Source organism: Sphingobium sp. FG58 (assembly GCF_057809055.1).
Map to the genome: position 1 here is coordinate 284,475 of NZ_JBMDJF010000003.1, position 26,302 is coordinate 310,776.

At 63.6% G+C, this 26,302-nt stretch carries 32 protein-coding genes and 1 tRNA gene; 14 read left to right on the forward strand and 19 right to left on the reverse strand.

Translation table 11 applies throughout. The features are described 5' to 3' along the window. Positions 1-17 precede the first annotated feature (17 nt). Together ACODR8_RS06135 and ACODR8_RS06140 are read right to left on the reverse strand one after the other, a co-directional pair. The gene (locus ACODR8_RS06135; RefSeq protein WP_489006402.1) at positions 18-1,031 is read right to left on the reverse strand and encodes an NAD(P)H-dependent flavin oxidoreductase; all 1,014 of its coding nucleotides are present in this window, start codon (positions 1,029-1,031) and stop codon (positions 18-20) included. Positions 1,032-1,132: 101 nt separating this feature from the next. After that, positions 1,133-2,398 (reverse strand): aspartate kinase, encoded by a 1,266-nt coding sequence (locus ACODR8_RS06140; RefSeq protein WP_489006403.1) that lies wholly within the window; start codon positions 2,396-2,398, stop codon positions 1,133-1,135. An 82-nt stretch (positions 2,399-2,480) separates the two neighbouring features. On the opposite strand from ACODR8_RS06140, the gene ubiG reads away from it, so the two are divergent. Both ubiG and ACODR8_RS06150 read left to right on the forward strand, forming a co-directional pair. After that, on the forward strand, positions 2,481-3,218 hold the full coding sequence (gene ubiG / locus ACODR8_RS06145; protein ID WP_489006404.1) for a bifunctional 2-polyprenyl-6-hydroxyphenol methylase/3-demethylubiquinol 3-O-methyltransferase UbiG: 738 nt from the start codon (positions 2,481-2,483) through the stop codon (positions 3,216-3,218). 4 nt (positions 3,219-3,222) lie between these two features. Further along, positions 3,223-3,813: a YdeI/OmpD-associated family protein gene (locus tag ACODR8_RS06150; RefSeq protein ID WP_489006405.1), complete on the forward strand. Its 591-nt coding sequence runs from the start codon at positions 3,223-3,225 to the stop codon at positions 3,811-3,813. A gap of 37 nt (positions 3,814-3,850) precedes the next feature. On the opposite strand, the gene ACODR8_RS06155 is transcribed toward ACODR8_RS06150, so the two are convergent. Continuing rightward, a tRNA-Tyr gene (locus tag ACODR8_RS06155) sits at positions 3,851-3,937 on the reverse strand. Between the two features lie 100 nt (positions 3,938-4,037). Between ACODR8_RS06155 and ACODR8_RS06160 the strand changes: the two genes are divergently transcribed. Further along, positions 4,038-4,778, forward strand: coding sequence for a TrmH family RNA methyltransferase (locus tag ACODR8_RS06160; RefSeq protein WP_119744745.1), 741 nt, complete (start codon positions 4,038-4,040; stop codon positions 4,776-4,778). A 35-nt stretch (positions 4,779-4,813) separates the two neighbouring features. Beyond that, the gene (locus ACODR8_RS06165) at positions 4,814-5,533 is read left to right on the forward strand and encodes a hypothetical protein (RefSeq protein ID WP_489006406.1); all 720 of its coding nucleotides are present in this window, start codon (positions 4,814-4,816) and stop codon (positions 5,531-5,533) included. A 141-nt stretch (positions 5,534-5,674) separates the two neighbouring features. Here the strand turns inward: ACODR8_RS06165 and ACODR8_RS06170 are convergent, their stop codons facing one another. After that, positions 5,675-5,992 carry a 2Fe-2S iron-sulfur cluster-binding protein gene (locus tag ACODR8_RS06170; RefSeq protein WP_489006407.1) on the reverse strand — a complete coding sequence of 106 codons (318 nt, stop codon included), beginning with the start codon at positions 5,990-5,992 and terminating at the stop codon, positions 5,675-5,677. 78 nt (positions 5,993-6,070) lie between these two features. Between ACODR8_RS06170 and ACODR8_RS06175 the strand changes: the two genes are divergently transcribed. The 3 genes from ACODR8_RS06175 to ACODR8_RS06185 all read left to right on the forward strand — a co-directional run bounded on the left by ACODR8_RS06175 (position 6,071) and on the right by ACODR8_RS06185 (position 7,450). Next, positions 6,071-6,688: a DNA-3-methyladenine glycosylase family protein gene (locus ACODR8_RS06175; RefSeq protein WP_489006408.1), complete on the forward strand. Its 618-nt coding sequence runs from the start codon at positions 6,071-6,073 to the stop codon at positions 6,686-6,688. A gap of 2 nt (positions 6,689-6,690) precedes the next feature. After that, on the forward strand, positions 6,691-6,918 hold the full coding sequence (locus ACODR8_RS06180; protein ID WP_489006409.1) for a DUF2188 domain-containing protein: 228 nt from the start codon (positions 6,691-6,693) through the stop codon (positions 6,916-6,918). A 97-nt stretch (positions 6,919-7,015) separates the two neighbouring features. After that, a complete protein-coding gene (locus tag ACODR8_RS06185) occupies positions 7,016-7,450 on the forward strand; it encodes a response regulator (protein WP_489006410.1) in 435 nt (144 codons plus the stop codon). Here ACODR8_RS06185 and ACODR8_RS06190 read toward each other — a convergent pair. Both ACODR8_RS06190 and murA read right to left on the reverse strand, forming a co-directional pair. Next, entirely contained in the window at positions 7,398-8,936 is a 1,539-nt protein-coding gene (locus tag ACODR8_RS06190; protein ID WP_489006411.1) for a PAS domain-containing protein, read from the reverse strand. The two genes, ACODR8_RS06185 and ACODR8_RS06190, sit on opposite strands and share 53 nt — an antisense overlap. Beyond that, a complete protein-coding gene (gene murA, locus ACODR8_RS06195; RefSeq protein ID WP_489006412.1) occupies positions 8,929-10,212 on the reverse strand; it encodes a UDP-N-acetylglucosamine 1-carboxyvinyltransferase in 1,284 nt (427 codons plus the stop codon). Before murA ends, ACODR8_RS06190 begins: the two co-directional genes overlap by 8 nt. 184 nt (positions 10,213-10,396) lie before the next feature. Here murA and ACODR8_RS06200 point away from each other — a divergent pair, with 184 nt between their 5' ends. After that, positions 10,397-11,131 (forward strand): Crp/Fnr family transcriptional regulator, encoded by a 735-nt coding sequence (locus ACODR8_RS06200; RefSeq protein WP_489006413.1) that lies wholly within the window; start codon positions 10,397-10,399, stop codon positions 11,129-11,131. 92 nt (positions 11,132-11,223) lie between these two features. Here the strand turns inward: ACODR8_RS06200 and ACODR8_RS06205 are convergent, their stop codons facing one another. Continuing rightward, positions 11,224-11,490, reverse strand: a complete 267-nt coding sequence (locus ACODR8_RS06205) for a hypothetical protein (RefSeq protein WP_489006414.1) — start codon at positions 11,488-11,490, stop codon at positions 11,224-11,226. After that, positions 11,487-12,053 (reverse strand): HNH endonuclease, encoded by a 567-nt coding sequence (locus ACODR8_RS06210; RefSeq protein WP_119744765.1) that lies wholly within the window; start codon positions 12,051-12,053, stop codon positions 11,487-11,489. Before ACODR8_RS06210 ends, ACODR8_RS06205 begins: the two co-directional genes overlap by 4 nt. A 94-nt stretch (positions 12,054-12,147) precedes the next feature. On the opposite strand from ACODR8_RS06210, the gene gluQRS reads away from it, so the two are divergent. The 4 genes from gluQRS to ACODR8_RS06230 all read left to right on the forward strand — a co-directional run bounded on the left by gluQRS (position 12,148) and on the right by ACODR8_RS06230 (position 14,932). Beyond that, positions 12,148-13,137, forward strand: coding sequence for a tRNA glutamyl-Q(34) synthetase GluQRS (gene gluQRS, locus ACODR8_RS06215; RefSeq protein ID WP_489006415.1), 990 nt, complete (start codon positions 12,148-12,150; stop codon positions 13,135-13,137). A 9-nt stretch (positions 13,138-13,146) separates the two neighbouring features. After that, complete coding sequence (locus ACODR8_RS06220) at positions 13,147-13,383, forward strand: twin transmembrane helix small protein (protein ID WP_119744769.1); 237 nt, start codon at positions 13,147-13,149, stop codon at positions 13,381-13,383. Between the two features lie 5 nt (positions 13,384-13,388). Next, entirely contained in the window at positions 13,389-13,958 is a 570-nt protein-coding gene (locus ACODR8_RS06225; protein ID WP_489006416.1) for a cob(I)yrinic acid a,c-diamide adenosyltransferase, read from the forward strand. Between the two features lie 125 nt (positions 13,959-14,083). Further along, a complete protein-coding gene (locus ACODR8_RS06230; RefSeq protein ID WP_489006417.1) occupies positions 14,084-14,932 on the forward strand; it encodes a GGDEF domain-containing protein in 849 nt (282 codons plus the stop codon). 152 nt (positions 14,933-15,084) lie between these two features. Here the strand turns inward: ACODR8_RS06230 and ACODR8_RS06235 are convergent, their stop codons facing one another. Together ACODR8_RS06235 and ACODR8_RS06240 are read right to left on the reverse strand one after the other, a co-directional pair. Beyond that, positions 15,085-16,131: a DUF1176 domain-containing protein gene (locus ACODR8_RS06235; protein ID WP_489006418.1), complete on the reverse strand. Its 1,047-nt coding sequence runs from the start codon at positions 16,129-16,131 to the stop codon at positions 15,085-15,087. 160 nt (positions 16,132-16,291) lie between these two features. Further along, a complete protein-coding gene (locus ACODR8_RS06240; protein WP_489006419.1) occupies positions 16,292-17,617 on the reverse strand; it encodes a NupC/NupG family nucleoside CNT transporter in 1,326 nt (441 codons plus the stop codon). A gap of 182 nt (positions 17,618-17,799) precedes the next feature. Here ACODR8_RS06240 and ACODR8_RS06245 point away from each other — a divergent pair, with 182 nt between their 5' ends. After that, a complete protein-coding gene (locus ACODR8_RS06245) occupies positions 17,800-19,029 on the forward strand; it encodes an MFS transporter (protein ID WP_489006420.1) in 1,230 nt (409 codons plus the stop codon). 10 nt (positions 19,030-19,039) lie between these two features. Here the strand turns inward: ACODR8_RS06245 and ACODR8_RS06250 are convergent, their stop codons facing one another. The 9 genes from ACODR8_RS06250 to ACODR8_RS06290 all read right to left on the reverse strand — a co-directional run bounded on the left by ACODR8_RS06250 (position 19,040) and on the right by ACODR8_RS06290 (position 24,981). Further along, positions 19,040-19,513, reverse strand: a complete 474-nt coding sequence (locus tag ACODR8_RS06250) for an ArsR family transcriptional regulator (RefSeq protein WP_489006421.1) — start codon at positions 19,511-19,513, stop codon at positions 19,040-19,042. Beyond that, entirely contained in the window at positions 19,491-19,883 is a 393-nt protein-coding gene (locus tag ACODR8_RS06255; RefSeq protein WP_489006422.1) for a hypothetical protein, read from the reverse strand. The genes ACODR8_RS06250 and ACODR8_RS06255 overlap by 23 nt, the downstream gene beginning before the upstream one ends. A 90-nt stretch (positions 19,884-19,973) precedes the next feature. Beyond that, positions 19,974-20,321: a hypothetical protein gene (locus tag ACODR8_RS06260; RefSeq protein WP_119744786.1), complete on the reverse strand. Its 348-nt coding sequence runs from the start codon at positions 20,319-20,321 to the stop codon at positions 19,974-19,976. A gap of 64 nt (positions 20,322-20,385) precedes the next feature. After that, positions 20,386-20,877, reverse strand: a complete 492-nt coding sequence (locus tag ACODR8_RS06265; RefSeq protein ID WP_489006423.1) for a response regulator transcription factor — start codon at positions 20,875-20,877, stop codon at positions 20,386-20,388. A gap of 173 nt (positions 20,878-21,050) precedes the next feature. Next, complete coding sequence (locus tag ACODR8_RS06270) at positions 21,051-21,218, reverse strand: hypothetical protein (protein WP_294132965.1); 168 nt, start codon at positions 21,216-21,218, stop codon at positions 21,051-21,053. A gap of 111 nt (positions 21,219-21,329) precedes the next feature. After that, the gene (gene typA / locus ACODR8_RS06275; protein ID WP_006951577.1) at positions 21,330-23,150 is read right to left on the reverse strand and encodes a translational GTPase TypA; all 1,821 of its coding nucleotides are present in this window, start codon (positions 23,148-23,150) and stop codon (positions 21,330-21,332) included. A gap of 158 nt (positions 23,151-23,308) precedes the next feature. Continuing rightward, positions 23,309-23,530, reverse strand: a complete 222-nt coding sequence (locus ACODR8_RS06280; protein ID WP_037488795.1) for a hypothetical protein — start codon at positions 23,528-23,530, stop codon at positions 23,309-23,311. An 18-nt stretch (positions 23,531-23,548) separates the two neighbouring features. Then, complete coding sequence (locus tag ACODR8_RS06285) at positions 23,549-24,553, reverse strand: radical SAM/SPASM domain-containing protein (protein ID WP_489006424.1); 1,005 nt, start codon at positions 24,551-24,553, stop codon at positions 23,549-23,551. A 290-nt stretch (positions 24,554-24,843) separates the two neighbouring features. Further along, on the reverse strand, positions 24,844-24,981 hold the full coding sequence (locus ACODR8_RS06290; RefSeq protein ID WP_489006425.1) for a hypothetical protein: 138 nt from the start codon (positions 24,979-24,981) through the stop codon (positions 24,844-24,846). A gap of 93 nt (positions 24,982-25,074) precedes the next feature. Here ACODR8_RS06290 and ACODR8_RS06295 point away from each other — a divergent pair, with 93 nt between their 5' ends. Then, entirely contained in the window at positions 25,075-26,298 is a 1,224-nt protein-coding gene (locus tag ACODR8_RS06295) for a toxic anion resistance protein (RefSeq protein ID WP_217675383.1), read from the forward strand. The last annotated feature ends 4 nt before the right edge of the window (positions 26,299-26,302 follow it).

Consider the following 26,302-nt stretch of genomic DNA (forward strand, 5'->3'; position numbering starts at 1 on the left):
CCGTTCATCGCAAGGATTCAGGCAGCCCGTCGCTCTAGCGCTACCGCGGCCTCCGCCATCAGTTGCGCGATGATGTCGGCGACCGGTTCTTCCCTGGTCACCATGCCGACCGACTGGCCCGCCATCAGCGACCCGCCATCGACATCGCCGTCGATCACAGCGCGGCGCAGCGCACCGGCCCAGAAATGTTCGATCTGCAACTGCGCCTCGCCCATGTCGACGGAACCGGCGTCGAGCAGATTGGCGACTTCGCGCTGCTTGGCGGTGAAATTTTCCATTCCCGCATTTTTGAGCGCGCGCACGGGAATGACTGGCAGGCGCGGGTCGATCTGAACGCTGGCGATGGCGTCGCGGGCCGAGGCGCGGAAAAAGGCCTTTTTGAAGGCGGGGTGGGCGATGCTTTCGGTGGCGCAGGCAAAGCGGGTGCCAAGCTGCACGCCCGCCGCGCCCATTTCCAGATAGGCGGCGATCGCTTCGCCCCGGCCAATGCCGCCCGCGACGAACACGGGCAGTTGCTCGCTCATTTCGGGGAGGATTTCCTGCGCCAGCACGCTGGTGGCGACCGGGCCGATATGGCCGCCTGCTTCATGGCCCTCGACGATCAGCGCATCGACGCCGGAGCGGGCCAGCTTCTTGGCCAGCGCCAGAGCGGGCGCGAAGCAGATCAGTTTCGCGCCCTTGGCCTTGATCGCCTCGATACTGCCCTTGGGCGGCAGGCCACCGGCCAGCACGATGTGGGTCACGTCATGACTGGCGCACACGTCGATCAGGTCGAACAGTTGCGGGTGCATGGTGATGAGGTTGACGCCGAAGGGCTTGGCCGTCAGCGCCTTGGTCGCTGCGATTTCCGCGTCGAGCAGGGCTGGCGTCATCGCGCCGCAGGCTATGACGCCAAAGCCGCCCGCGTTAGACATGGCCGCCACCAGATGCCGTTCCGACACCCAGCTCATCGCCCCGCACAGGATCGCGGTTTCGCAGCCGAGAAATTGCGTGCCGCGGGCCATGAGGGCAGTGAGTTTGGCGTTGGTCATGTGTCGAACCTCAAGAAGCGCAAAAGCCACCGCCAGTCGAGAGGCCGGGAGATGGATCCCCGCCTTCGCGGGGATGACGATTGAAGTAAAGAGCGGAGCGGCTAGGCTGCAGGCGCGTCCAGACCATAGGCGGTGTGCAGGACGCGGACGGCCAGTTCGGTTTCGTCCTCGTCGATCAGGACCGAAACCTTGATCTCGCTGGTGGAGATCGCCTCGATATTGATGCCGCGGTCGGCCAGCGTCTTGAACATGGTCGCGGCGACACCGGCGTGGCTGCGCATACCCACACCCACGACGCTGATCTTGGCGACTTCGGTGTCGGTGATGATGCGGCGGAAGCCGATCGCGTCCTTGTTCGCTTCCAATATGTCGACGCTGCGGGCGAGGTCCGCGCGCGGGACGGTGAAGGTGACGTCGGTCTCTTCATTATCCTTGCTGTCATTCTGGATGATCATGTCGACGTTGATCGCCGCGTCCGCCAGCGGCGTGAAGATGCTGGCGACCGCGCCTGGCTTGTCGGGTACGCGGGTCACGATGATCTTCGCCTCATTCTTGTCATGGGCGATGCCGGTGATGAGCTGACGTTCCATCTTGCTTTCCTTGAGCTTGGCTTCCAGTTCCTCGTCGCTGACGATCAGCGTGCCGGGCAGGTCGGTCTGGGTGGGATCATCGAAGGAGGACAAGACCTGCACGACCACGCCTTCCTTCATGGCGAGGCCGACCGAGCGGGTTTGCAGCACCTTGGCCCCGACCGAGGCGAGTTCGAGCATTTCCTCATAGGTGACAAGGTCGAGCTTGCGCGCGCGCGCTACGATGCGCGGGTCGGTGGTATAGACGCCATCGACGTCGGTATAGATGTCGCAGCGATCGGCCTTGATCGCGGCGGCGACGGCGACGGCGGAGGTATCCGACCCGCCCCGGCCCAGCGTGGAGACGCGGCCATCAGCCATCATGCCCTGAAAACCGGGAATCACGGCGACCTGACCCGCGCCCAGCGCGGCGAGCAGCGCGTCAGTATCGATGCTGCTGACCCGCGCCTTGGCATGGGCTTCGACGGTCTTGATGGGGAGCTGCCAGCCGAGCCAGCTGCGCGCGTCCACGTCCATGGCCTTCAGGGTCATCGCCAGCAGGCCGCTGGTGATCTGCTCACCGGCAGCCACGACCACGTCATATTCGGCCGGATCATAGAGAGCGGAGGCTTCCTTGCAGAAGCCGACGAGCCGGTCCGTCTCGCCCGCCATGGCGGATACGACGACGGCGACTTCATGGCCCTGGCTCACCACATGTTTGACCCGCGCGGCCACGTTGCGAATTCGCTCCATCCCCGCCATGGAGGTGCCGCCGAATTTCATCACGATGCGCGCCATTTGCTTGTCGAACCTGCCTGTTGGTGAGAAAGAAAATGTCCCAGAAGGGCGAAACGGCGCTTCTTTAGCAGCGGATACGGATATGGCAAGCAACCCGACAGCAACGATCGACCCGAAGGAGGCCGCCCATTTCGGCACGATGGCGGCCGACTGGTGGGACCCCAATGGCTCCAGCGCGATGCTGCACAAGCTGAACCCGGTGCGGCTGGCCTATATTCGCGCGGCGATTGACGCGCATTGGCCGGGCAAATCGCATGATTTCGAGCCGCTTGGCGGCAAGCGAGCGCTGGATGTGGGGTGCGGTGCCGGGTTGCTGGCCGAACCGCTGGCACGGCTGGGCGCAAGCGTGACGGGGCTGGACGCCGCGCCGGAGAATATCGCGGCGGCGCGCGCCCATGCCGACCGCCAAGGGCTGACGATCGACTATCGCGCGACGCCGGTGGAGAACGTGGCGGACAACGGATATGATCTGGTCACGTCAATGGAGGTGATCGAGCATGTTGCCGATCCCGCCGCTTTCATCCGCGCGCTGGCGGCAAAACTCGCTCCCGACGGCCTCATGATCCTGTCCACGCCAAACCGCACCCCCCTCTCCCGCCTGGCGATGATCACGATCGGCGAGAGTATCGGCGGCATTCCCAAGGGGACGCATGACTGGGGCAAGTTCATTACGCCGGAAGAACTGACCGCCTTGCTGGAACAGGCCGGGCTGGACGTGACCGACAGTAGCGGGCTGAGCTTCGATCCGGGCCGCGGCTTCACCCTGTCGGCGAACAAGGCGATCAATTATCTGCTGACCGTGCGGCACCGGCGGGACTGACGCGATGTCGGGCGATCCCCGCATCGACGCCTATATTGCGCGGCAGGCGGATTTTGCCCGGCCGATCCTGATCCATATCCGCGCGCTGGTCCATAATGCCGCGCCGGAGGCGGGCGAGGCGATAAAATGGGGGATGCCCTTCTTCACCTATAAGGACCAGAATCTGTGCAGCATGGCCGCGTTCAAAGGTCATGCCGCGCTGGCCTTCTGGCATGACAAGGTTGTGCGCGATGATGCCCGGCAGGGGGCGATGGGGCAGTTCGGCAGGATCGCCCGCCTGAGCGACCTGCCGCCCGACGCGGAAATCGCCGCGCTGCTGCGCCAAGCGATGGCGTTGATCGATGCGGGGGATCGGCCGCGCGCTGGTTCAAAGGAGCCGCGCGCGCCGCTGCCGGTCCATCCGGCTTTTGCAGAGGCGATTGCTGCTGACCCGGCTGCGGCGGCGGTGTGGGCCGCCTTTTCGCCCGGCAAGGTCCGCGACTATTGTGAATGGATCAATGACGCGAAGAGCGATTCGACCCGCGACAAGCGCATGGCCCAAGCGGTCGAATGGATCGCGCAGGGCAAGGGGCGGAACTGGAAATATCAGAGATAGCGGGGAGCGACTTGATCCGCACCACCCGAAAAGGGGGTGGTGGACAGGGTTGGGTTCGAACCAACGTAGGGCGTAGCCCGGCAGATTTACAGTCTGCTGCCTTTAACCACTCGGCCACCTGTCCATTACCGCGGTCAGGAAAAAGCTTCTTTCCCGCGCTGGAGGCGGCTCAATGGCGAAAGGAGGCTTGCCTGTCAATGGTCGGATGTGAAAAGAGCGCTTCCATGAAAAGAGGTCATCGTCCCGCCAAGCCCAAGGGCGCGTTCCCGCGCTTCTATGGTCGCCACGCCGTCATTGCGGCGCTGGCCAATCCCAACCGCATCGTGCGCAAGATATGGGGCACCCGCGAAGCGCTGGGTGCGCTGGAACTGCCGCCGGTGCTGCCGATCGTCTATGCCGATGTGGCCGATATGGGCCGGATGGTCCCGTCCGACGCGCCGCATCAGGGCATCGTCGCCGAAGTCGAGCCGCTGGACGATGTCTGGCTGGGCGATGTGCTGGACGAAGGGCGCGACGACAAGCGGCCGATCCTGGTGCTGGATCAGGTGACCGACCCGCATAATGTCGGTGCGATCCTGCGGTCCGCCGCCGCGTTCGACGCGCTGTGCATCGTCACGCAGGACCGGCACGCCCCGCCCGAATCAGGGGTGCTGGCGCGCGCGGCGTCGGGCGCGCTGGAGATCATGCCATGGGTGCGGGTGGTCAACCTGTCGCGGGCTTTGGACGAGATTGCCGAGGCCGGTTACTGGCGGATCGGGCTGGATGGCGAGGCCGATACCAATCTGGGCGACGCGATCGGCGAATCGCGGGTCGCTCTGGTGCTGGGGGCCGAAGGCGAAGGGCTGCGTCACAACAGCATGGCGCATTGCGACATTTTGGCTAAACTGCCGATCAGTCCGCGGATGGAGAGCCTGAACGTGTCCAACGCCGCGGCCATCGCCCTGTACGCCGCCGCCAGCCGGTAGGCAGCCGACCGGGCGGCTAGTCGGGGGACGTCGCCATGAAATGTCTGTTGCGTTGGGTGCTGGCCCTGCCGGGGGTGATGGCGCTGTCGGCTTGCCTGGTGACGCCGGGCAAGTTCGAGTCCTCGCTCGACATTCGGGCCGACCGCAGTTTCAGCTTTGCCTATAAGGGCGAGATCATCGCATCGGACAGCGGCAAGGGGGCGATGGGCACCCCTGAACCGGCAAGCGAGGATGGCGAGGCGGCGCCGGCGCAGCTGTTGCAGATTGCCGCGGAGAAGTTCGACACTGAAGCCGACAATGGTAACGACGTGCAAATGCGCGCGATCGCTGATGCTTTTACGAAAGAAAAAGGCTTTAGATCAGTACGTTACTTGGGAAAGCGCATATTCGAGATCGACTATGCGATCAACGGACGGCTGACCCATGCCTTCCTGTTTCCCTTCAACATCGACGCGCAGATCGTGCTGCCCTTCGTCTCGGTGGAATTGCGCGGGGACGACCGGGTGCGGGTGAAAGCGCCGGGCTTTGCCAATGGGTTCGACAAGAGCCAGGGGCCGACGCTGGGCGCGGGCGGGCCGGGCGAGGACGCTGCCAAGGCGCTGAACGGCAGCTTCACGCTGACGACCGATGCGGAGATTATCAGCCAGAATCAGGAGGAAGGCGCGCAGCCTGTCGCCAATGGCAAGCGTATCGTCTGGCGGGTCACGCCGCTGACGAGTGAGGCGCCCGCCGCCACGCTGCGGTTGCAGCGTTGAATTTTGGTTCAGCTTCGCTGAACGGAGCCGCACCGGCCCTTCAAACGAGTCACGCGCCTCGTTTGAACCCACCCGGCCTCCCGTTCAGGATATACTGTGGGAGGCCGGGTGTGGGCCGGTGCGGCCTAAATCAAAATAGCATCAATCTTCCGGCGCGATGGTGACGCGCAGGCCGTCCAGCGCGTCGTTCAGCACGACCTGGCAGGACAGACGGCTGGTGTCGTTGCGATGGTCGGAGCTGTCGAGCAGGTCGTTTTCGTCCTCGGTCATCGCGGGAAGCGAATCGGCAAAGGCCGGGTCGACATAGATATGGCAGGTGGCGCAGGAGCAGCAGCCGCCGCACAGGGCGAGCAGCTCGTCAAAGCCGTTGTCGCGGATGACTTCCATCACCGACAGGCCATTGTCGCCATCGACAGCCTGTTCTTCGCCCGCACGGTTGACCACGATCAGTTTCGGCATCTATCCAGTCCCCTAGAATTTTCTTCGCCGCTCTGACGGACAGACGTCGGGAAATCAAGGGCGGACGGAAAACAACTTATGGTCACGACCGCAGAAACAATACGCACTAGCCTGGACGCCATCGCCGCGATCGAGCCGGGATTTGGCGCAGCGCTGACCCGTGTCGGCTATCCTGAGCCGCGCCTGCGGGAGCCGGGCTATGAGACGCTGCTGCGCACGATCGTGGGTCAGCAGGTCAGCGTCGCGGCGGCGGCGGCGGTGTGGCGCAAGCTGGAGGCGGAACTGGGCGCGGGCTGCGCGCCCGACGCGCTGCTGAGCCGCGACCATGACGCGCTGCGCGCGTGCGGCCTGTCGCGCCAGAAACAGGGCTATGCCCGCAGCCTGGCCGAAATGGTGTTGAGCGGGGCGCTGGACCTGAACGCCCTGCCCGCCGATGATGAAGAGGCGATTGCGCAGCTCATCCAGATCAAGGGGATTGGCCGCTGGTCGGCGGAAATCTACCTGCTGTTCGCCGAAGGGCGGCCCGACATCTGGCCGGCGGGCGATCTGGCCGTGCAGATCGAGGTCGGCCGGATATTGGGCCTGCCCGAACGGCCGAGCGAAAAAACGACCCGCCAGTTGGCCGAAGCCTGGCGTCCGCATCGCGGCGCCGTGGCCATCATGGCGTGGCACCATTATAACACAGAGGTTCTATAACCATGTCCGCTACACTGCCCCACGCCCGCTACATCGTCCTGGCCCATGAGGGCGTGTGGAAGATCAATCTGAACAACAGCTATTATGGCCCGTTCGATACCCAGGCGGCAGCGGTCGAGAGCGCGACGGACACGGCGCGCAAGGCCAGCGAAGGCGGCTATCCCGCGTCCGTCCTGTTGATGAAGGACGCCACGAATTTCGAGACTGTGTGGAGCAGCGTACAGGATTGACCCTGCATTTTGGTCTATCGACCAAGGATTCTTATGCGATCACGGGAACCGGTCGGCCAACCGGGCATTTCATTGCTCTGAACCAAGCAGGCCAAGGATGAGCAAGAAAGTATTGATAGTCGAGGACGAGATTTTCGTCGCTCTGGAAATTGAACAGATTGTCGAGGAGACGGGATTCGACGTCAGCGCGATTGCCGCTGACCGAGAGGCTGCGCTGGCCTGCGCGGAATCCTGCGACATTGCGCTGGTCGACCTGAACCTGCGCGACGGGCCGACCGGGCCGACGATCGGCATGGAACTCGCCAGCCGCTACGGCATCCGCGTCATCTATGTCACCGCTAACCCTTCGCAGATTGGCGCGGCTTCGGTCGCGGCGCTGGGCGTCATCACCAAGCCGTTTCGCGCGCAGAGCATTTCCGCCGCGCTGCAACTGGCGGCGGAGGATGAACCTGAATTGCACGCCGCCGATATTGCGGGCTTTATTCCTTTCCTGCCGCACGGCTCATCGAGCGGACTGGAATCCAGAGGCTGAGTTTCAGTCCGTCGGCGGACCAGTCCCTCACGATCCGTCCACCCAGCTGCCGCTCTACGCTGAGCGTAATGAGACGGCTGCCAAAGCCATCGGAATGGGTCGGTTGAACCACCGGTCCGCCCTGTTCACGCCAATCGATGCGGACGTCTGGTCCTTCGCGCGTGATATGAAGGGCAATCCTGCCCTCCGGCGTCGATAGTGCGCCATATTTGGCCGCGTTGGTCGCAAGCTCGTGGAACAGCAAGGCCAGCGGCGTCGCCGAGCGATCGTCGATCGCGACATTGTCCCCCGACAGCGCGATGCGCGAACCGTCCTGCGCTTTGTAGGGGGCGAAAATCTGTTCCAATATGCCCCAGAGCAGCCCCTGACCCTCACCCTGGCCATGCCCGACCTGGGCTGCGGATTCCGCGCTGTGGGGCCGCACGAAATCATGGGCGCGGCCCAGCGCCAGGATGCGGTCGCGCAGATCGTCCGCGACGTCGCTGATTTCCGGGTGCTGGCGCGCCGACAGGCCGATGAGGCCTGCGATCACCGAAAAAATATTCTTGATCCGGTGGGAGAGTTCATGCGCGATCATCTCGCGCTCTTCCATCATCAATTTCTGTTCGTGGATTTCGGTGCAGGTGCCGATCCAGCGCAGGATATTGCCGGCTCCGTCGCGGATCGGCAGAGCGCGGCCCAGCGTCCAGCGATAATCGCCGCTATGGTGGCGCAGGCGATATTCGATTTCATACGGCTCGCCGGTTTCCAGCGAACGACGCCAGCGGCCCCAGGCGCGGTCCTGATCGTCGGGATGGAACATGTTGTTCCACCCCTCGCCATCGGTCGATCCGGCCGGGACGCCGGTATATTCATACCAGCGCGCGTTATAATAATCATGATAGCCGTCGGGCAGGGTCGACCAGACCATTTGCGGCATGGTGTCGGCCAGCGTGCGGAACATGCGATCGCTGTCGGCAATGGCGGCGGCGTCCTGACGTTGGCGGGCGATGACGTCGCGATCGCGGCGACGCCCCTCCAGTTCGACCATCACCTGCCGCGCCAGCAGGGTCAGCCCCTGCCGCTGCATCGGGGTCAGGTCGGCGCGCGGCTGCGTATCGATGACGCACAGCGCGCCCAGCGGCACGCCCGCGCCATCGACCAGCGGCGCGCCGGCGTAGAAGCGGATATGCGGCGGGCCGGTGACCAGGGGGTTGTCGGCAAAGCGCGGATCGTTGCACGCATCCGGCACGACGAAAATATCGCCGCCCAGCATCGCCAGCGCGCAGAAGGACACGTCACGCGGGGTTTCTTCAGCATCAAGGCCAGTGCGGGCAAGGAAGCGCTGGCGCGCCTCTTCGACGATGCTGACAAGGGCAATGGGCGCATCGCACAGGGTGGAGGCGAAGGCGGTAATCTCGTCCAGATGACGAAAACCACCGGCATCCAGATCATAGAGCGCCAGAAGCGCCCTGCGATCCGTTTCCAGACCGATTCCGTCAGCCATCACTGGCCCGCTCGATATCGGCACCGACGGCGGAGAGTTTTTCCTCCAGCCGTTCGTAACCGCGATCGAGATGATAGACGCGATTGACCTGGGTTTCGCCTTCGGCAGCCAGGCCCGCCAGGATGAGGCTCATCGAGGCGCGCAGGTCGGTCGCCATCACCGGCGCGCCGACCAGCTTGTCGACGCCGCGCACGACGGCGGTGCGGCCGTTGACGGCGATGTCCGCGCCCATGCGCGCCAGTTCAGGCACATGCATGTAGCGATTTTCAAAGATTGTTTCAGTGAGCACCGATGCGCCGTCCGCCATGGTCAGCATCGCCATGAATTGTGCCTGCATGTCGGTCGGGAAGGCCGGGAAAGGCGCGGTCGAGAGGGTCAGCGGCTTCAATTTGCCATCAGACGACACGCGGATGCCATCCTTGTGGACGTCCACCTGAACCCCTGCGTCGCGCAGCGCGGCGATGATCGCGTGCATATCTTCGCCATTGGCGCCGATCAGGTCGAGCGACCCGCCGGTGATGGCCGCAGCGCAGGCATAGCTGCCCGCCTCGATCCGGTCGGGCATGACGCGATAGGTCGCGCCGTGGAGGCGTTCACGGCCGTGGATGATGAGCTTGTCGGTGCCGACGCCTTCAATGTCCGCACCCATAGCCTGCAACAATTTGCACAGATCGACGATTTCGGGTTCGCGCGCGGCATTTTCCAGGATGCAGGTGCCCTTGGCCAGAACCGCGGCCATCAGCGCATTTTCGGTCGCGCCGACCGACACCACCGGGAAGGTGTAGATCCCACCGGGCAGGCCCCCATCGGGCAGGCTGGCGCGGACATAGCCTGCGGCAATCTCGATAATCGCGCCAAAGGCTTCGAGCGCCTTCAAATGCAGGTCGATCGGGCGGTTGCCGATGGCGCAGCCGCCGGGCAGCGACACCCGCGCTTCACCCGCGCGGGCCAGCAAGGGACCAAGCACCAGGATCGAGGCGCGCATCTTGCGCACGATGTCATAGGGGGCTTCGGTCGAGGTGACGCGCCCGGCCCGCATCGTCATGACCCGGCCGAAATCCTCCGGCCTTGCCCCCTCGATCATGGTCGATACGCCCAGCTGGTTGAGCAGATGACCGAAACTGTCGACGTCGGCGAGGCGCGGCAGGTTGCGCAGCGTGACCGGCTCGTCAGTCAGCAAGGCGCAGGGCAGCAGCGTCAACGCTGCATTTTTCGCGCCGGAGATGGGAAGGCGGCCATTGAGCGCTTTGCCGCCGCGGATGATGATGCGGTCCATTGGTCAGGGTTAATAGCGGCAAACGCGCGCCGTGCAAGGCGGGCAGCGGGCGATTTGTCGCGCCGGATTGTAACAGCCGAAACAAATGCTGCGATCTTGATCGAGTTTAGTGCGGCCAACCAAAATGCAGCCAAAAGGCGCGTGGGGCGTTTTGCCATCGTAACGAGAATTTTTAAGAGGTTTATTGGTGGTAACGAGTTGTTTCGCAGAAAGGCTGGCCAAGCATGTGCCGCTGTCCGACGCGGAAAAGGCGGCCCTTGCCCGGCTGGAGGAAAATCCGCGCAAGGTGAAGCGTGGCGCAATGATCCAGCGGGTCAATGATACCGTGACCGAATTGTTCGTGCTGCGCGAAGGCCGGGTGATGAGCTTTGTCATCCTGCCCGATGGCAGCCGCCAGATCTTGCGCGTCTATTTCCCCGGCGACTTTATCGGGTCGGCCAGCACCATTTACAGCAAGGCCCCCGAATCGCTGGTCGCGCTGACCGATGTGGTGGTGTGTCCGTTCGACAAGCACGCGCTGCGCCGTTTGCTGGAGGAATATCCGCGGGTTGCGGCTTTGCTGTTCCTGCTGTCCAATGCGGAGCGGGTGGCGATGACCGACCGGCTGGCGTCGCTGGGCCGCACATCGGCCAAGGCGCGGGTGGCGTCCTTCCTGCTCGACATGTTCGACCGGCTGCGGGTGACCGACGACGGCGTCATCGACAGTTTCGACCTGAAGCTGACGCAAGAAGAGATTGGCGATTCGATCGGCCTGACATCGGTGCATGTGAACCGCATGATCCGCCAGATGGAGCAGGAGGGGCTGATCAGCCGTTCCAACGGCCGCATCACGCTGCACCAGATGGCGCGGCTGGAGGAGATCGGCCATTATACCAACCGGCACAAGGATATGGATCTGGACTGGTTGCCGGTAGGCTGAGGTTCGCTTGTGTGCTGCCGCGCAGGCGGGGGCCCAGTTCGGCGCTGGGACTGGGTTCCCGCCTGCGCCGGAACATGTTTTCTCTGCAATGCCTAGCGCGATTGTGGCGGTGGGCGATCGGGCGCGAAGCAGCGGGTGCAGCGGCGCCAGCAGGTGACACCGGGCATGGCGGCGGCGGGCTGAAGGCCGGGTTTGGGATAGAGGCCGGTCAATATGGCGGGCGACACCCCCTCCGGCGCGGCCGCGCTATGGCACATCAGGCAGTTGCGGACATATTTGGCGCGGGTGAGGCCGGAATGATCCTCCTGCGCGGCCAAGGGTGCGGGCGTCAGAAGCAGCAGCGCCAGCGCCAGCCTCACGCCAGCAACTCGACGTCCCAATAGAGCCAGTCATGCCAGCTTTCGTGCAGATAGCCGGGCGGGAAGGCGCGGCCATGCTCCTGCAAATGCCAGCTGGTCGGGCGGATCGGCTGGACGTGGAGCTGCATCCCCGCCTGCTTGGGGGTGCGCCCGCCCTTTTTGAGGTTGCAGGGTGAACAGGCGGTCGCGACATTTTCCCATGTGGTGCGGCCACCGGCGCGGCGCGGGACGACATGGTCGAAGGTCAGGTCGCTGGTGCTGCCGCAATATTGGCAGCTGAACTTGTCGCGCAGGAACAGGTTGAAGCGCGTGAAGGCGGGATGCTCGGACGGCTTCACATAATGTTTGAGCGCGATGACCGAGGGGATTTTCATGTCCAGGCTGGGGCTATGCACCTGCCGCGCATAGGAGGCGATGATGTCGACCCGGTCGAGAAAAACCGCCTTGATCGCGGTCTGCCACGGCCACAGGCTCAGCGGATAATAGCTGAGCGGCGTGTAATCAGCGTTCAAAACCAGTGCCGGACAATTCTCCGGGTGCCGTATAAGGTCGGGATGGTACATAGAAAGCCTCTACCCCCTTGCCGACGCTGCTGATCCATCAGCAACATGACATCCGCATGACAGCATCAACCAATATCGCCCGTCAAGAGCCTGTATGACATCATCCGTCGCACCACAGCATATGGTGACCCGCTTTGCCCCCAGCCCCACCGGGCGGCTGCATGTCGGCCACGCCTGGTCGGCGCTGCTGGCGCATGACATGGCGCGGGCGGCGGGCGGCGCGTTCCGGCTGCGGATCGAGGATATCGACGGCACCCGCAGCCGCGCGGAGCATGTTGCTGGGATCATGGAGGATTTGCGCTGGCTGGGGATAGGCTGGGACGGCGAGGTCATGTTCCAGTCGCAGCGGCTGGCGCAGTATGACGCGGCGCTGGAGCGGTTGCGGGGCATGGGGCTGCTTTATCCCTGTTTCTGCACGCGGGCCGATATTGCCGCCAGCGCCAGCGCGCCGCATGGGCCGGAGGGGGCGGTGTATCCGGGGACGTGCCGGGGCTTGAGCGCGGATGAGCGGGCGCGGCGGATTGACGCGGGGGAGGCTCATGCCTGGCGGATCGATATGGGGCAGGCGGTGGCGCGGGTCGGGGTGGTGGAATGGCGGGCGACGTCCTATTCCTCCCCGTCATTCCCGCGCAGGCGGGAATCCATCTCCGACGGTATCGAATGGACGCAAAGTTGGGAGATGGATCCCCGCCTGCGCGGGGATGACGAATTGAGTGTGATTTGGCACACTGCCCATCCCCTCGCCCATGGCGACGTGGTGCTGGCGCGCAAGGATGCGCCCGCCAGCTATCATCTGTCCTGCACGCTGGACGATGCGGCGATGGGGGTGAGCCATGTGTTGCGCGGCGACGATCTGCTGGGCGCGACGGACGTGCATCGGCTGTTGCAGGCGCTGCTGGACCTCCCCTCCCCTGTCTATATCCATCATCCCTTGCTGGTGGACGCGGATGGCAGGCGGCTGGCCAAGCGGAGCGGGTCGATCGCGCTGGCGGATTTGCGGGCGCAGGGCATGGACCCGGCGCGCCTGGTCGCTGACCTAAGGGACAGGCGCTTTCCGGTTGGCATCAGGCTGGCAAGCGCCTAGAGCCATCTTATGAATACCGTCCTTGTCATCGCCCTTGCCCTTGCCATGGCCGCAACCTTGTTTGCGCTGATCCGTGGCATCATCAGCTTCCTTCAGGTCACCAAGGAAGAACTGAACGCGCCCGAAGGCAGCGGTCCCGGCCCCTCGCGGCTCAAGCAGAACAAGATGATGCTGAACCGCGTGCTGTTTCAGGCCGGTGCGATCATCATCGTTGCCATCATGCTGCTTGCCAAGGGCAATAGCTGACCCCCATGGTCAAGCTGAACAAGATCTACACCCGCACCGGCGACGCGGGGACGACCGGTCTTGTCGATGGATCGCGCCTGCCCAAGCACGCGCCGCGGATGCAGGCGGTGGGCGATGTCGACGAGGCGAACAGCGCGATTGGCCTGGCGATCATCGCAATGGGCGATAGGCCCGAAGCGGGATGGCTGACGACGATCCAGAATGATCTGTTCGATCTGGGCGCGGATCTGGCGACGCCGATCCCCGATGGGGCGGACGAGCCATGGGCGCTGCGGATCATAGCCAGTCAGGTCAAGCGTCTGGAGGATCAGATCGACGCGATGAATGCCGATCTGGCCCCGCTCGACAGCTTCATCCTGCCCGGTGGATCGCCTGCCGCTGCCGCCATCCATCTGGCCCGTGCGATTACGCGGCGGGCGGAACGCAGCGCGACCGCTGCGGCGGTCGAGGTCGCGCTCAACCCGCAGGCTCTCGCCTATCTCAACCGGCTGTCCGACCTGCTGTTCGTGCTGGCGCGGCGGGTGAATGATAATGGCGCGGGCGATGTCAAATGGGTGCCGGGCGCGTCGCGCTGATCGCGCCGCCATCTGACTCAGCTATGGCACGGCTCGTCCCGCTTGGCCAAATTAACCCTGTTTCTTTGGAATCCATTTAGCTCGCCCCCCGACTTTGCGGCTCATTCGCAATTACGGGGCTGTCCATGCATTTCTATCTCGCGACATCTTTCATCTTCCCGCGCTCGCTGCGCCTGCGTCTTTTCACGCTCTGCTTCATTGCCACCCATTTGCCGCTGCTGGGCTATAGCAGTTGGGGGCTGGCGACCGGGCGGATCGCGCTGACCGAATTTGTCCTGCTGACGCTGATGACGCTCTTCGGCACGGCAATCGCCCTCATTGGCATCGGCGCGCTGCTCAATCCCATTCATGCGCTGGCGGAGACGCTGAATCGCAAGGCGGAGACCGCGCTGCCCGAAATGGGCGATGTGATCCAGACGCTTTATGCCGGGGTGCATCGCGCCGCCAGCACGGCGCGCGCGCAGATCGATGACCTACAGGTCGCAGCGCATGAAGATCCGCTGACCGGCATTGCCAACCGGCGCGGCTTTCTGGCGCAGATCGATACCCTGTCCAAGGACCAACGCCGGGGTTGTGTCGCCATCATCGACATCGACCATTTCAAGCAGGTGAACGATCAGCTGGGCCATGATGAGGGCGACCGGGTGCTGGCCGCCTTTGCCGATCGCCTGTCCGCGCAGTTGCGCCGCGTCGACAAGGTCGCGCGCTGGGGTGGCGAGGAGTTTGTGATCTTCTTCCATGGCGCGGCGGAGGACGAAGCCTGCTGGTCGCTGGCGCGGATCGCCAGCCAGATGCGGCAGGAACCGATCGGCCGGATTCATGGTCGCCCGATCGGCTTTTCCGCCGGGGTATGCCGCTGGACCGGGGACGCGGTGGATGGCGCAATCGCTGCGGCGGACACGGCGCTCTATGAGGCCAAGCAATCGGGACGCGACCGGATTTGTCGTGCTGCGGCGGCGGTGCAGATGGTGTGAGGAGAGGCTATCCCCCTCTCCCCCCAAACCCGTTCGGGCTGAGCCTGTCGAAGCCTTGTCCTGCCTTGCGCAGAAGAAGGACAGCCCTTCGGACAAGCTCAGGGCGAACGGGTTTGGGAAATTCCGATGGTAATGGAAGGATTGTCGCCTGCTTACTCGACGACGCGGGCGGTCCAGGTGGTGATCCAGTGCCAGGCGCCGCGACATTCACCCATGCTGGTCGCTTCGATCAGGCGGAAGCGCTGACCGTCCCAGACATAGGCCTCGCTGCCGCCGCAATCGCCCAGCCCGCGCCTCTTGGCGAAACTGTCGAGGCGCGATTTTTCCGGGGTCCAGCCGACATTGACCAGCATCGGGTGGCCCGCTTCCTCGCTCCAGCCGGGCTTGAAATCGAAGGCGGCGAAGCGGAAGGCGCGGCGGCCCGGCACGCCGGTGGCGATGACCGGCACGGAGGAGAAATTATAGGCACCCGACCCGCAGGGGACGAGGATGAGCGTTTCGGTTTTGGAGAGGCGTTGCAGGTCCAGGGTCTGGTCGCTGCGCATTTCGTCGGTGCAGCCGGTAAATTTGCCGAGCGCGGTCAGTTCCTCACGCCACAGGGCGGCGGGCGCGGGACCGGCGGGGACGAGTGCGCGGCGGATGGCGGGGGTTGCCGGTGCGGGTTTCACAGCCGTGGGGCCAAGCGCGCCGGTCGCGACCAAAGCGGTGGTGGTTCCTGCCCGGCCCTGCCGCGCATCCATATAGCGCAGCGCCGCACCTGCCCCGGCAAGCGAGGGGCGACCATAGAGCTTGGCACCAGCGCGCACTTCCATGGTGGAGCCGCGCGCCATGGCGATGGCGAGGGCCGATGCCTGTGGCCCGCGGATTATGGCTTCGCCGTCGCGGGCGATGGCGCTGGCGATCTTGCGGCCATCGACGGACAGGGTGATGTCGGCCTGGCCCTTGCCCTCGCGGCTGATCCAGACTTCGGCCTGGGCATCGGGTCCGGCGGCGCGGGCGATGCCGATCATCAGCGGAATGTCGGGCAGGTCGCCGCCTTCGGGGAGCAGCGCGACGGCTTCGCAGCGGTTGCGATTGTCGCAGCCGATGGTCCAGTCCTTATAGGTCTCCAGCGCCCCCGGCTTTGGCGCCTGCGCCATGGCCGTAGCCGATCCCAGCGTGACCACCAGCGCGGCCGCGAAAAGTCTGTTTGCCCCCATGTGGTTAACCATAATGGATTTGCTTGGGGAGGGATAGAGTTTCGTTACGGGTCCGTGCTGGACGGTCCACCGGCGTTTGGAGACAGTGTGTTCCCACGCAGGCGGGAATCCAGTTCGACGGCGGGACTGGGTTCCCGCCTGCGCGGGAACACGCAATGTTTCAGCGCAGGCTGAGCATCAGGCCGGCCAGCGCGGCGCTCATGAGGTTGGCGAGGCTGCCCGCGACCAGCGCTTTCAGGCCGAGCTTGGCGATCATCGGGCGCTGGTTGGGGGCCAGGTTGCCGGTCACCGCCATCTGGATCGCGATCGAGCTGAAATTGGCAAACCCGCACAGCGCGAAGGTGACGATGGCAATGCTGGCGGGGGATAGCGTCCCCTGCACCTGCCCCAGATTGATATAGGCGACAAATTCGTTCAGCACGACCTTGGTGCCGAACAGGCCGCCGGCGACCTGCGCCTCCTCCCATGGGATGTTGAGCAGATACATGACCGGCGAAAAGACATAGCCCAGCAGTTGCTGGAAGCTGAGCGTGGGATAACCGAATACGCCGCCAATGCCGCCCAATATGCCGTTCGCCAGCGCGACCAGCGCGACGAAGGCCAGCACCATCGCGCCGACCGCGACGGCGAGCTTCACGCCGGTCTGCGCGCCTTGCGCGGCGGCCATGATGATGTTGGCGGGCTTTTCCTCGTCATGGCTGGCGACCGGCATGGGTTCGCCCGGCGTGCCTTCGGGCAACAGCGCGGCTGGCCCCGCCCCGCTGATCCGCGCTTCGGGCAGGTGAATGTCGGGATCGTCACCCAGCGGCAATTCGCCCTGCACCGGCAGGCGCGTGTCGGGCATCATGATCTTGGCCATCAGCAGCCCGCCGGGCGCGGCCATGAAGCTGGCGGCGAGGAGATAGTCGATCTTGATCCCCATCGAGGCATAGGCGGCAAGGATGGTGCCCGCGACCCCGGCCATGCCACTGGTCATCACGGTGAACAGCTGCGGCGGGGTGAGACCCGCCAGATAGGGGCGGATGACGAGCGGGCTTTCGCTTTGCCCCACGAAGATGTTGGCGGCGGCGCACAGGCTTTCGACCTTCGACACGCCCGTCACCGCCTCGATCGCCCCGCCGACCCAGCGGACGATGAACTGCATGACGCCCAGATAATAGAGGATCGACACCAGGCTGGCGAAGAAGATGATGACCGGCAGCGCGGCGATGGCAAAGCTCGCTCCGCCGATTTCGGGACTGGCGAGCGGGCCGAAGATGAAATTGGTGCCCGCCTGCGCATAGCCGAGCAGATTGGCCACCCCCTTCGACATGCCCGCAATGACCGCGCGTCCGGCGGGAACATAGAGAACCAGCAGGGCAATGCCCGCCTGCAACAGGAAGGCCGCGCCCACGACCCGCAACCGGATGGCGCGGCGGTCGGACGACAGGGCAATGGCGATGGCAAGGATGAGCAAGATGCCCGCAAGACCGATGAGAAGATGCATGAAGGGCTTTCACGGGGAAGGATGGTGGGCGCGACTATATGAGCGGCGTGCGGGCATGGCGAGTCTGAGTTTAGGGATGCGTGATATGCCCGGTCATTGTCACGATATAAATGAGATACTCTCGCTTTTCTGATCGGACGCGCTAGTCTGGGCGCAAGACAGAATCGGATGAGGAGAGCGGGATGACGCAGGCGGGGGCTTTGACGGCCGGGGCGGAATGGCGGCGGTCGCCGGTGCTGCCGATTGCGGCGGGGCTGGGCTATGCCACCAGCGTCATCCATATTTACGGGCTTGGCCCCTATATCGAGCCGATCAGCCAGTCTTTCGGCTGGTCCCGGACGCAGACCACTATCGGGCTGACGCTGGCGACATTGGTGCAGGCGCTGTTCTCCGTGCCGATCGGGCTGATGGTCGACCGGCTGGGGCCGCGTCTGTTCGGGCTGGTGGGGGTGCTGCTGACCTGTGGCGCCTTTGCGATGCTGGGGACGGCGAGCGGCGACAAGACGCAATGGCTGATGCTGTGGAGCCTGCTGGCGCTGGCGACGCTGCCGGTGCAGGCGACGGTGTGGACGAGTGCGGTGGCGACCCGCTTTGCCGCATCGCGCGGGCTGGCCTTTGCCGTGACCCTGTGCGGCGCATCGCTGGCCGCGGCGCTGTTTCCATTGCTGGGTAGCTGGCTGATCGGACGATATGGCTGGCAAACAGCCGCGCCGCTCCAGGCGGCGATCTGGGTGGTGATCGCCTTCCCGATGATCTTCCTCTTTTTTCGCGGCGCGCATGACCGGCGCGGCAAGGCGGCGGTGGAGGCGCGGCCGGCGCTGACCGGGGTGACATTGGGCGAAGGGTTGCGATCGTCCATCTATCACCGGCTGCTGCTGGCCAGCCTGCTCTTCACCTTCACGATCATCGCGCTGGTGGTGCATTTCGTGCCGATCCTGACCGACCGGGGCGCGGACCGGATGGCGGCGGCGGGCGTGGCTGCGCTGGTCGGGCTGTTTTCCGTCATCGGGCGACTGGCGACCGGGCTGCTGCTCGACCGGTTTCGCGCGTCGATGGTGGGGGCGACCGTGTTCCTGCTGCCCGCGATCGGATGCCTGTTGCTGCTGACGGGCGGCGACAGCTGGATGGCGCAGGCGGCAGCGGCGGCGATGGTCGGGCTAACCCTCGGCGCAGAAGTGGATGTGATCGTCTATCTGACCACCCAGCATTTCGGCCTCAAGACCTTTGGCGGGCTTTATGGCGGGCTGTTGATGGCGCTTTCGGTCGGCACCGCCACCGGGCCGCTGGGGGCGTCGGCATTGTTCGATGCAACCGGGGGCTATGGCCCGTTTCTGTGGCTGACCATCGCTTTGATGGCCGGGAGCAGTGTGACGCTGGCCAGCCTGCCCCGCCCGGCGTTCGCGCGGGGCTGACCGGCAAGTCTCAGACGTTTGTCACAAAGGCGAGAGAGAACCAGGAGGACATGGCATCGACCGCCAGCGGCGACAGGCAGATCGCGCGGCGGCGGCGGCTGTTGGGTGAGGTTTGATGTTCGTCCAGGAGGCCGCGCCGTTCCAACACACCGACCTGGCCAACAACGACGCTCATCGACAGGCGCGATTTTTCGCTCAGTTGCTCCAGCGTCAGCGCCCGTCCCTCCAGCCCCGCCTGATAGAGGAGGAGGAGCATGTCCCAGGCAGGGTCGCTGAACAGATTTTGGCCCAGCAAGGTGGCACGCGCCCGCCGCGCTTCGATGTAGCGCGCGAGCGTGGCGAGCTGGCCACCGCCATCGCCATCCAGAACCGCCGCATCCTCCTGCCGCGCATGCACATTGCTGAGACAGCGTTGCAGCGCGACGATGAGGTCGGCCGCTTCCTGGCTGGGGACAATGCTCTCAGGCGGGATATGCGCGGTCATGGAGCGACTTTCGATCAAGTTCGATGCCAATGATGGTGAAGAGCATCAGGGGAATGATCCAGACCGTGTTCAGCCCTTCGTAGATGCGGTCGGAAAAACTCTGGAGCAGCAGCGTCGCCACATGGGACAGCACCGTCATCAGCTGGCAGGCGGAGACCCAGACCGGCCAGTAACGGTGGCTTTGCAGCATCAGCCACAGCATCGCGGCAAAGGTGAACAAATCGACCGTCATCAGCCAATATTGCGTCGCCTGCCACGATCCGGCGAGTTGGGCGGGAATGGTGAACAGCACCGCTGCCACCGAGATGACGACGAAGCGTCGCCCGTCCCGCCCGCCAAACGCCAGCGCGAAAGCGCAGGTCAGAAGCATCAGAAGCCAAAAAGAAGCCGCCAGCATTTGATCACCGGTTGAGAGGGGGGAGAAATCAAACGTTTACCCAATGCCGACGGCTCCACCTGGTCAGGCGACCAGGGTCAGGTGGCGCTGCACATCGTCCTGCACGGGCGCGTCCATCCCCAACGGGCATCCAAAAGCCGTGACGGCATGTTGGCTTTGTTCGATACAGCGGGTCAGCAGCGCTGTCGCGCGGATCATGTCGCTGCGCCCCTCGATAATCTTGGTCGCGCTTTCATGGATGCGCAGGATGATGCGCTGGCTTTCAGCGGCGGTGAGGCCGGAATCCTGGGCAGCGGTGAGGAAGGCGGTGGTCAGCTGCGCGGTGTCGACGAGCGCGACGTCCAGCGCGGCAAAAGCCTGCTTGGTCTGATCGGCGACGGCCTGGGTCTTTGCGGGATCAAGATTAAGCACAAGTCATCTCCTTCGCACGACGCCATGCAGGCGGTGCGTTGTCAGCGTGGCAATGTAGGAAGGATCAGGCCAGCGCCTTGAAGGCCCCGGCAATGAGCAGCAGCAGAGTGACGACACCAACGCCGGTCAGTACGGCGGCGCGGATCATCGCCAATATGCGGCCATCGATACTCAGTTCATTGATCGATCCCCCTAGCGGCGGGCCGAAGGCGAGGATGCGGCGCAGGAGCGTTTTGCGTTCCGTCTGCTCATCCGGCCTGTCCGGCTGAGCGATGGATGACGCAGGACAGGCATCGGAGGCAAGCCGCTGCGTTTGATGTATCAAAGGCTGATATGTGCCACTTTGGGGCTGTGGTTGCTCGAACGAAACGAACAGGCGCGCGGCTTCCTTGCGGGACGGCACGCCGAACTTGCGCAAACTGGTGCGGACGCGCTGATCCACCGTATGCTCCGAGACATGGAGCTGCCGTGCGATTTCTTTAGAATTGAAGCCCTGCGACACCAGCCGCAGGCACTGCTTTTCTCCCTCGCTCAAGGCTGGCAGGGTGTCCGCCACTCCATCGCTCCTCTTGCTTGGACGCTTTTGCCTATGAACGAACCAAAGGCATCAAAAGGCCCAGCCAACGCATATCACACCAGCAAGGTTGCGATTCGGTTTGCGTCACGTCCTAAAGTGACACGACAGGGTGTTGATATGCAACTTAGTTACGTAGGTAGTGGCCACGACTGTCAGGCAGTGGGCTTGCCGTCCTGTTTTGCCTTATGCGCCGCGAGCAAAGCGTCGATCTCGACTATGCGCTGGCGCTGGACCGTGTCCTTGGCCAACCCTTTGAGCCGACATTCGGCCCACAGGGCGCGACGCTCGGAGGTAAGGGCTTTGAGATAGAGGTCGGCCATGGGTCTGTCCTTGGAATGGGAAAAGGGCGGGAGCGTTGTGACGCCCCTGCCCCTCCACCACCGACTATGTCGGCGGTCCCCCTCCCCAGGCAAGCCTGGGGAGGAATTATTTTAGGCCGCTTTCGAGCGGCTCATGCGCTTGCGCTCGTTCGGGTCGAGGTAGCGCTTGCGCAGGCGAATCGTCTTGGGCGTGACTTCGACCAGTTCATCGTCATCGATATAGGCGATGGCCTGTTCCAGCGTCAGCTTCCACGGCGGGGTCAGGCGGACAGCGTCGTCCTTGCCGCTGGCGCGGAAGTTGGTCAGCGCCTTGGACTTCATCGGGTTGACTTCCAGATCGTCGGGCTTGGCATTTTCGCCGATGATCATGCCTTCATAGAGCGCTTCGCCCACGCCGACCATCAGGATACCGCGTTCTTCGAGCGGACCCAGCGCATAGGCATTGGCTTCGCCCGCGCCGTTGGAGATCAGGACGCCATTCTTGCGGCCTTCGATCTTGCCCTTGTGGGGGCCGTATTTCTCGAACAGGCGGTTCATGATGCCGGTGCCGCGCGTGTCGGACAGGAATTCGCCATGATAGCCGATCAGGCCGCGCGAGGGGGCGGAGAAGGTGATGCGGGTCTTGCCGCCGCCCGACGGGCGCATGTCGGTCATTTCCGCCTTACGCAGGTTCATCTTCTCGACAACCGTGCCGGAAAATTCGTCATCGACGTCGATCATGACGGTTTCATAGGGCTCGGTCTTGCCGCCATCTTCATCTTCGCCGAACAGCACGCGCGGGCGGCTGATCGAGAGTTCAAAGCCTTCGCGGCGCATGGTTTCGATAAGGACGCCGAGCTGAAGCTCGCCGCGACCGGCGACCTCGAAGCTGTCCTTGTCGGCGCTCTCAGTCACTTTAACCGCCACGTTCGATTCGGCTTCGCGGGCCAGACGATCGCGGATCATGCGGCTCGTTACCTTGGTGCCTTCACGACCAGCCATCGGCGAATCGTTGACGGCAAAGCGCATCGAGAGGGTTGGCGGATCGATCGGCTGGGCCTGGATCGGCACGGTGACCGACGTGTCGCAGATGGTGTTGGCGACGGTCGCGACCGCCAGACCGGCGAGCGAGATGATGTCGCCAGCCTTGGCTTCATCCACGGGGACGCGATCGAGGCCATGAAATGCCATGATCTTGGACGCGCGGCCGGTTTCGATCACCTTGCCATCCATGTCGAGCGCGTGGATCGCCTGGTTGACCTTCACCGAACCGCTGGTCACGCGACCGGTGAGGATGCGGCCGAGGAAATTGTCACGGTCAAGCAGCGTCACCAGGAAGGTGAAAGGCACGCCGTCGACTTCCACGGCGGGCGCCGGCACATGATCGACGATCTTCTGGAACAGCGGCTTCAACGTACCCGAACGCAGCGTGGGATCTTCATTGGCATAGCCGTTGCGGCCCGACGCGTAGAGGACGGGGAAGTCGAGCTGCTCATCGGTCGCGTCGAGCGACACGAACAGGTCGAACACTTCGTCCAGCACTTCCTGGATACGCTCGTCGGGACGGTCGACCTTGTTGACGACGACGATCGGACGCAGGCCCAGCGCCAGCGCCTTGCCGGTCACGAACTTGGTCTGCGGCATCGCGCCTTCCGACGAATCGACCAGCAGGACGACACCGTCGACCATGGAGAGGATGCGTTCGACTTCGCCACCAAAGTCGGCGTGACCGGGCGTGTCGACGATGTTGATGCGGGTGCCTTCCCACTCGACCGAGGTCGGCTTGGCCAGGATGGTGATGCCGCGCTCTTTTTCGAGGTCGTTGCTGTCCATCGCGCGCTCTTCGACGCGCTGATTGTCGCGGAAGGTGCCGGACTGGCGGAAAAGCTGATCGACGAGGGTGGTTTTGCCGTGATCGACGTGCGCGATGATCGCGATATTACGCAGGGACATGTCTTGCCTTTGGGATATGGGCTCCCCTGGCCGACACGAGGTCACACAGAGGCTTCGGGCGCGCCCCTACAGGAATTGATGCGCCGCGGCAAGGCTTGGGGGTTTGGGGTTGGGGAAGTGATGCGGGGAGCGGGCGGCCGTCCCGCTCCCGCGCCGGATCAATGATTGATGGTGATGATGTTCGTCGACGCAACGCTGCCGTCGAACCACGCCTTGCCGTCCGTCAGATCAAGATGCAGGCCCAGATCCTTGATCGCAGCGGCATCGTCAATGTCGACGCCCTGTTCCTTGAGCAAGCCCAGAAAGCTGTTCATGAAGCGCACGCGCGCCGCAGGACTGGCTTGCAACTTGGTCGTCAGAGTAGCTCTTGCCGTACCCATATCCATATTCCTCTCTGTTCAGCTGCAGTGTTCGAGCATGTTTCCGAAGAAGGCTGCAGCGCGTTCCTTCCCCAAAACCCCTTCGACCCGGTCCATTGTTTTGATGATTTCCTGCGTGCGGTAGGTTTCGAACACGGCCTGCACGCGGGCGGCGATGTGCGGTTTGCGAAGCACTGCATGGCACGTGCTGCACGCACCGGGATAATCCTCGAATTTCGGCATGTCGGCATGGAGCGCCGGATCGAGCCGTTCGATGATGTCGTAAAATTGCGGAAATCCCTCCCGCTTGATCACGCGCAGCAAAAGCGACGCCTCGATTCGCGCCCGGATCAGCGCCAATGGCTCGGTAAATGCATTGCCCATGACCAGACCCGGCGTCGCCCGGTTGAAGGTCGAGCAGCAGGGATAGGTCTTGCCATCCCAGAATATGACAATGTCATGATGGACGCGCCGGTAGCAGGTTTTGACCTTCGGCCCCGTCAGCGCGGCATAATCGACATCCCATTTGGTTGCCCGGCCGGTCTTGGCCACGATCTTGTCGATCAGATGGACATTGGGGACATCGACCAATTCCGGTACGAATTCGCGCAACGTGCCGCCGGGCGTGTCAAATGTGCCGACGATGTAAACGGGAATGTCGTGTGCCGCGCAGGCATGGGCAGCCCGCGTCACCGCGTCCGGTGTGACGAATTCGGCGTGGGACGGGTCGCAACTGATGTTCATCCGGCGCAGGCCGCACGCCGCCATGCGCGCCGCCAAATCCCGTGCTTCCTCCCCGCTTTCGCCCCAGTAGCCAGAACTCGCCACGGTGAAGGGCAAGCCGTGCAGCGCGCAGCGGTCGATCATCGCCAGAAAATCGTCGCGATGCACCATGGGTTCGCCGCCGGTGAAGCCGACCGAGGAAAAATGCTCAATGGCCGCGGCCTGGTCGATCAGGCTTAACGCCTGGTCGATCGGCATCCGTTCGCTACGACCGGGATGACAGCCGTAACAACAGAAATCGCATGACAAAGGGCATGTCATCGTTGTGTTGAGGACAAGAACATCCTTCTCAAGAATGGCGGACCATTCTCTCAAATCTTCATATTCTGACAAAATCCTATCCTCCCCGACGAATATACGCGAAGATCAGTCTGTTATGACGATTTTGGATTTTTTATGGAGCGACCACCGCCAGTATCTCGGCGACTCGAATATTAGCAGTATGACTCTATGCCATCAATTTTAATGATAACTGTATTTCCGTTAACCATAATTAACTGAACGAATATTGTCGGTCATGTTGACGTTTTGATCGTCAAGATGGTGCCAAATCAGCGCGTTAACCGATCATGGCCGTGCAGGATTTTTTCCTGCAGCAAATGCGTCCAGCCAACGCCGTGAGCGACGAGGTGCGAAACAAGCGCGATCGAGCGCTGACGTGGCTTTTCCGTCCCGATGTCCCGATCCATTTGCATCGGGCGCGGGGCCGCGCCATATTTCGGGCCTGTTCCGCATTGAAGATGCAGTGTTATAGTCGCATATAACAGCCGCAAGGAGATAGCATGGCCAGCACCGCGCCCACCACGACCGCAACATCCTCCGGCGATCCGTTCAGCCTGACGCCCCCCGACCCGGTGCCGGTCGTCAGCGCCGAGAGGGCCGCCGGGCTGGTGCCGATCGACGAGGGCAAAAAGTCCAAGCTGGACGAGAAGGTCGATGCCTTTATCGACGATCTGGTGGCGCAGGACGCCAATTCGCCGGCATTTGGCGCTCGGGTCGATCAGCTCACCAATATGGGGCGTAAGGAAATTGCCGAGGCAGCGGGCCACTCCAACCGCTTCCTCGACCGGCCCGTGCGGGCGATGGACAGCGACAGCAAGGTCGGCGCGGACCTGGCCGAACTGCGCCGCACGGTCGAGGATCTGGACCCCGGCAAGCGCGGCAGCCTGACCAGCCGCAAAAAGCTGTTCGGGATCATCCCGTTCGGCAACAAGATGCGCGACTATTTCGACGGCTATAAGAGTGCGCAGAGCCACATCAATTCCATCCTGGGATCGCTGGCCAGCGGCAAGGATACGCTGATCAAGGATAATGCCGCGATCGATGTCGAGCGGCAGAATATGTGGGCGACGATGGGTCGCCTGGAACAGATGATCCATATCAGCAAGACCATGGACGCGCGGCTGGAGGCCAAGGCGCTGGAGCTGGATTCGACCGACCCGACCAAGGCGAAGGCGATCCGCGAGAGCGCGCTATTCTACATTCGCCAGCGCACGCAGGATTTGCTGACCCAGATGGCAGTGACGGTGCAGGGCTATCTGGCGCTCGATCTGGTGAAGAAGAATAATGTCGAACTGGTCAAGGGCGTGGACCGCGCCTCCACCACCACGGTCGCGGCGCTGCGCACCGCGGTGACGGTGGCGCAGGCGCTGGTCGGGCAAAGGCTGGTACTGGAGCAGATCACCGCGCTCAACACCACCACTGCGAACATGATCGATTCGACGGGCGAATTGCTGAAAAGCCAGACCGCGCAGATTCACGAGCAGGCCGCGTCCAGCACGATCCCGATCGAGACATTGCAGCGCGCGTTCCAGAATATCTACGACACGATGGACAATATCGACAGCTTCAAGCTGAAAGCGCTGGAGAATATGAAAACCACGGTGACGACGCTGTCGAACGAGGTCGAAAAGTCCAAGGGCTATATCGCGCGGGCCGAAGGGCAGGCGCAGGCGTCGAAGGAAGCGCGGGCGGACAATCCCTTGCTGAGCGCGATCGAGGGGTGAGGAT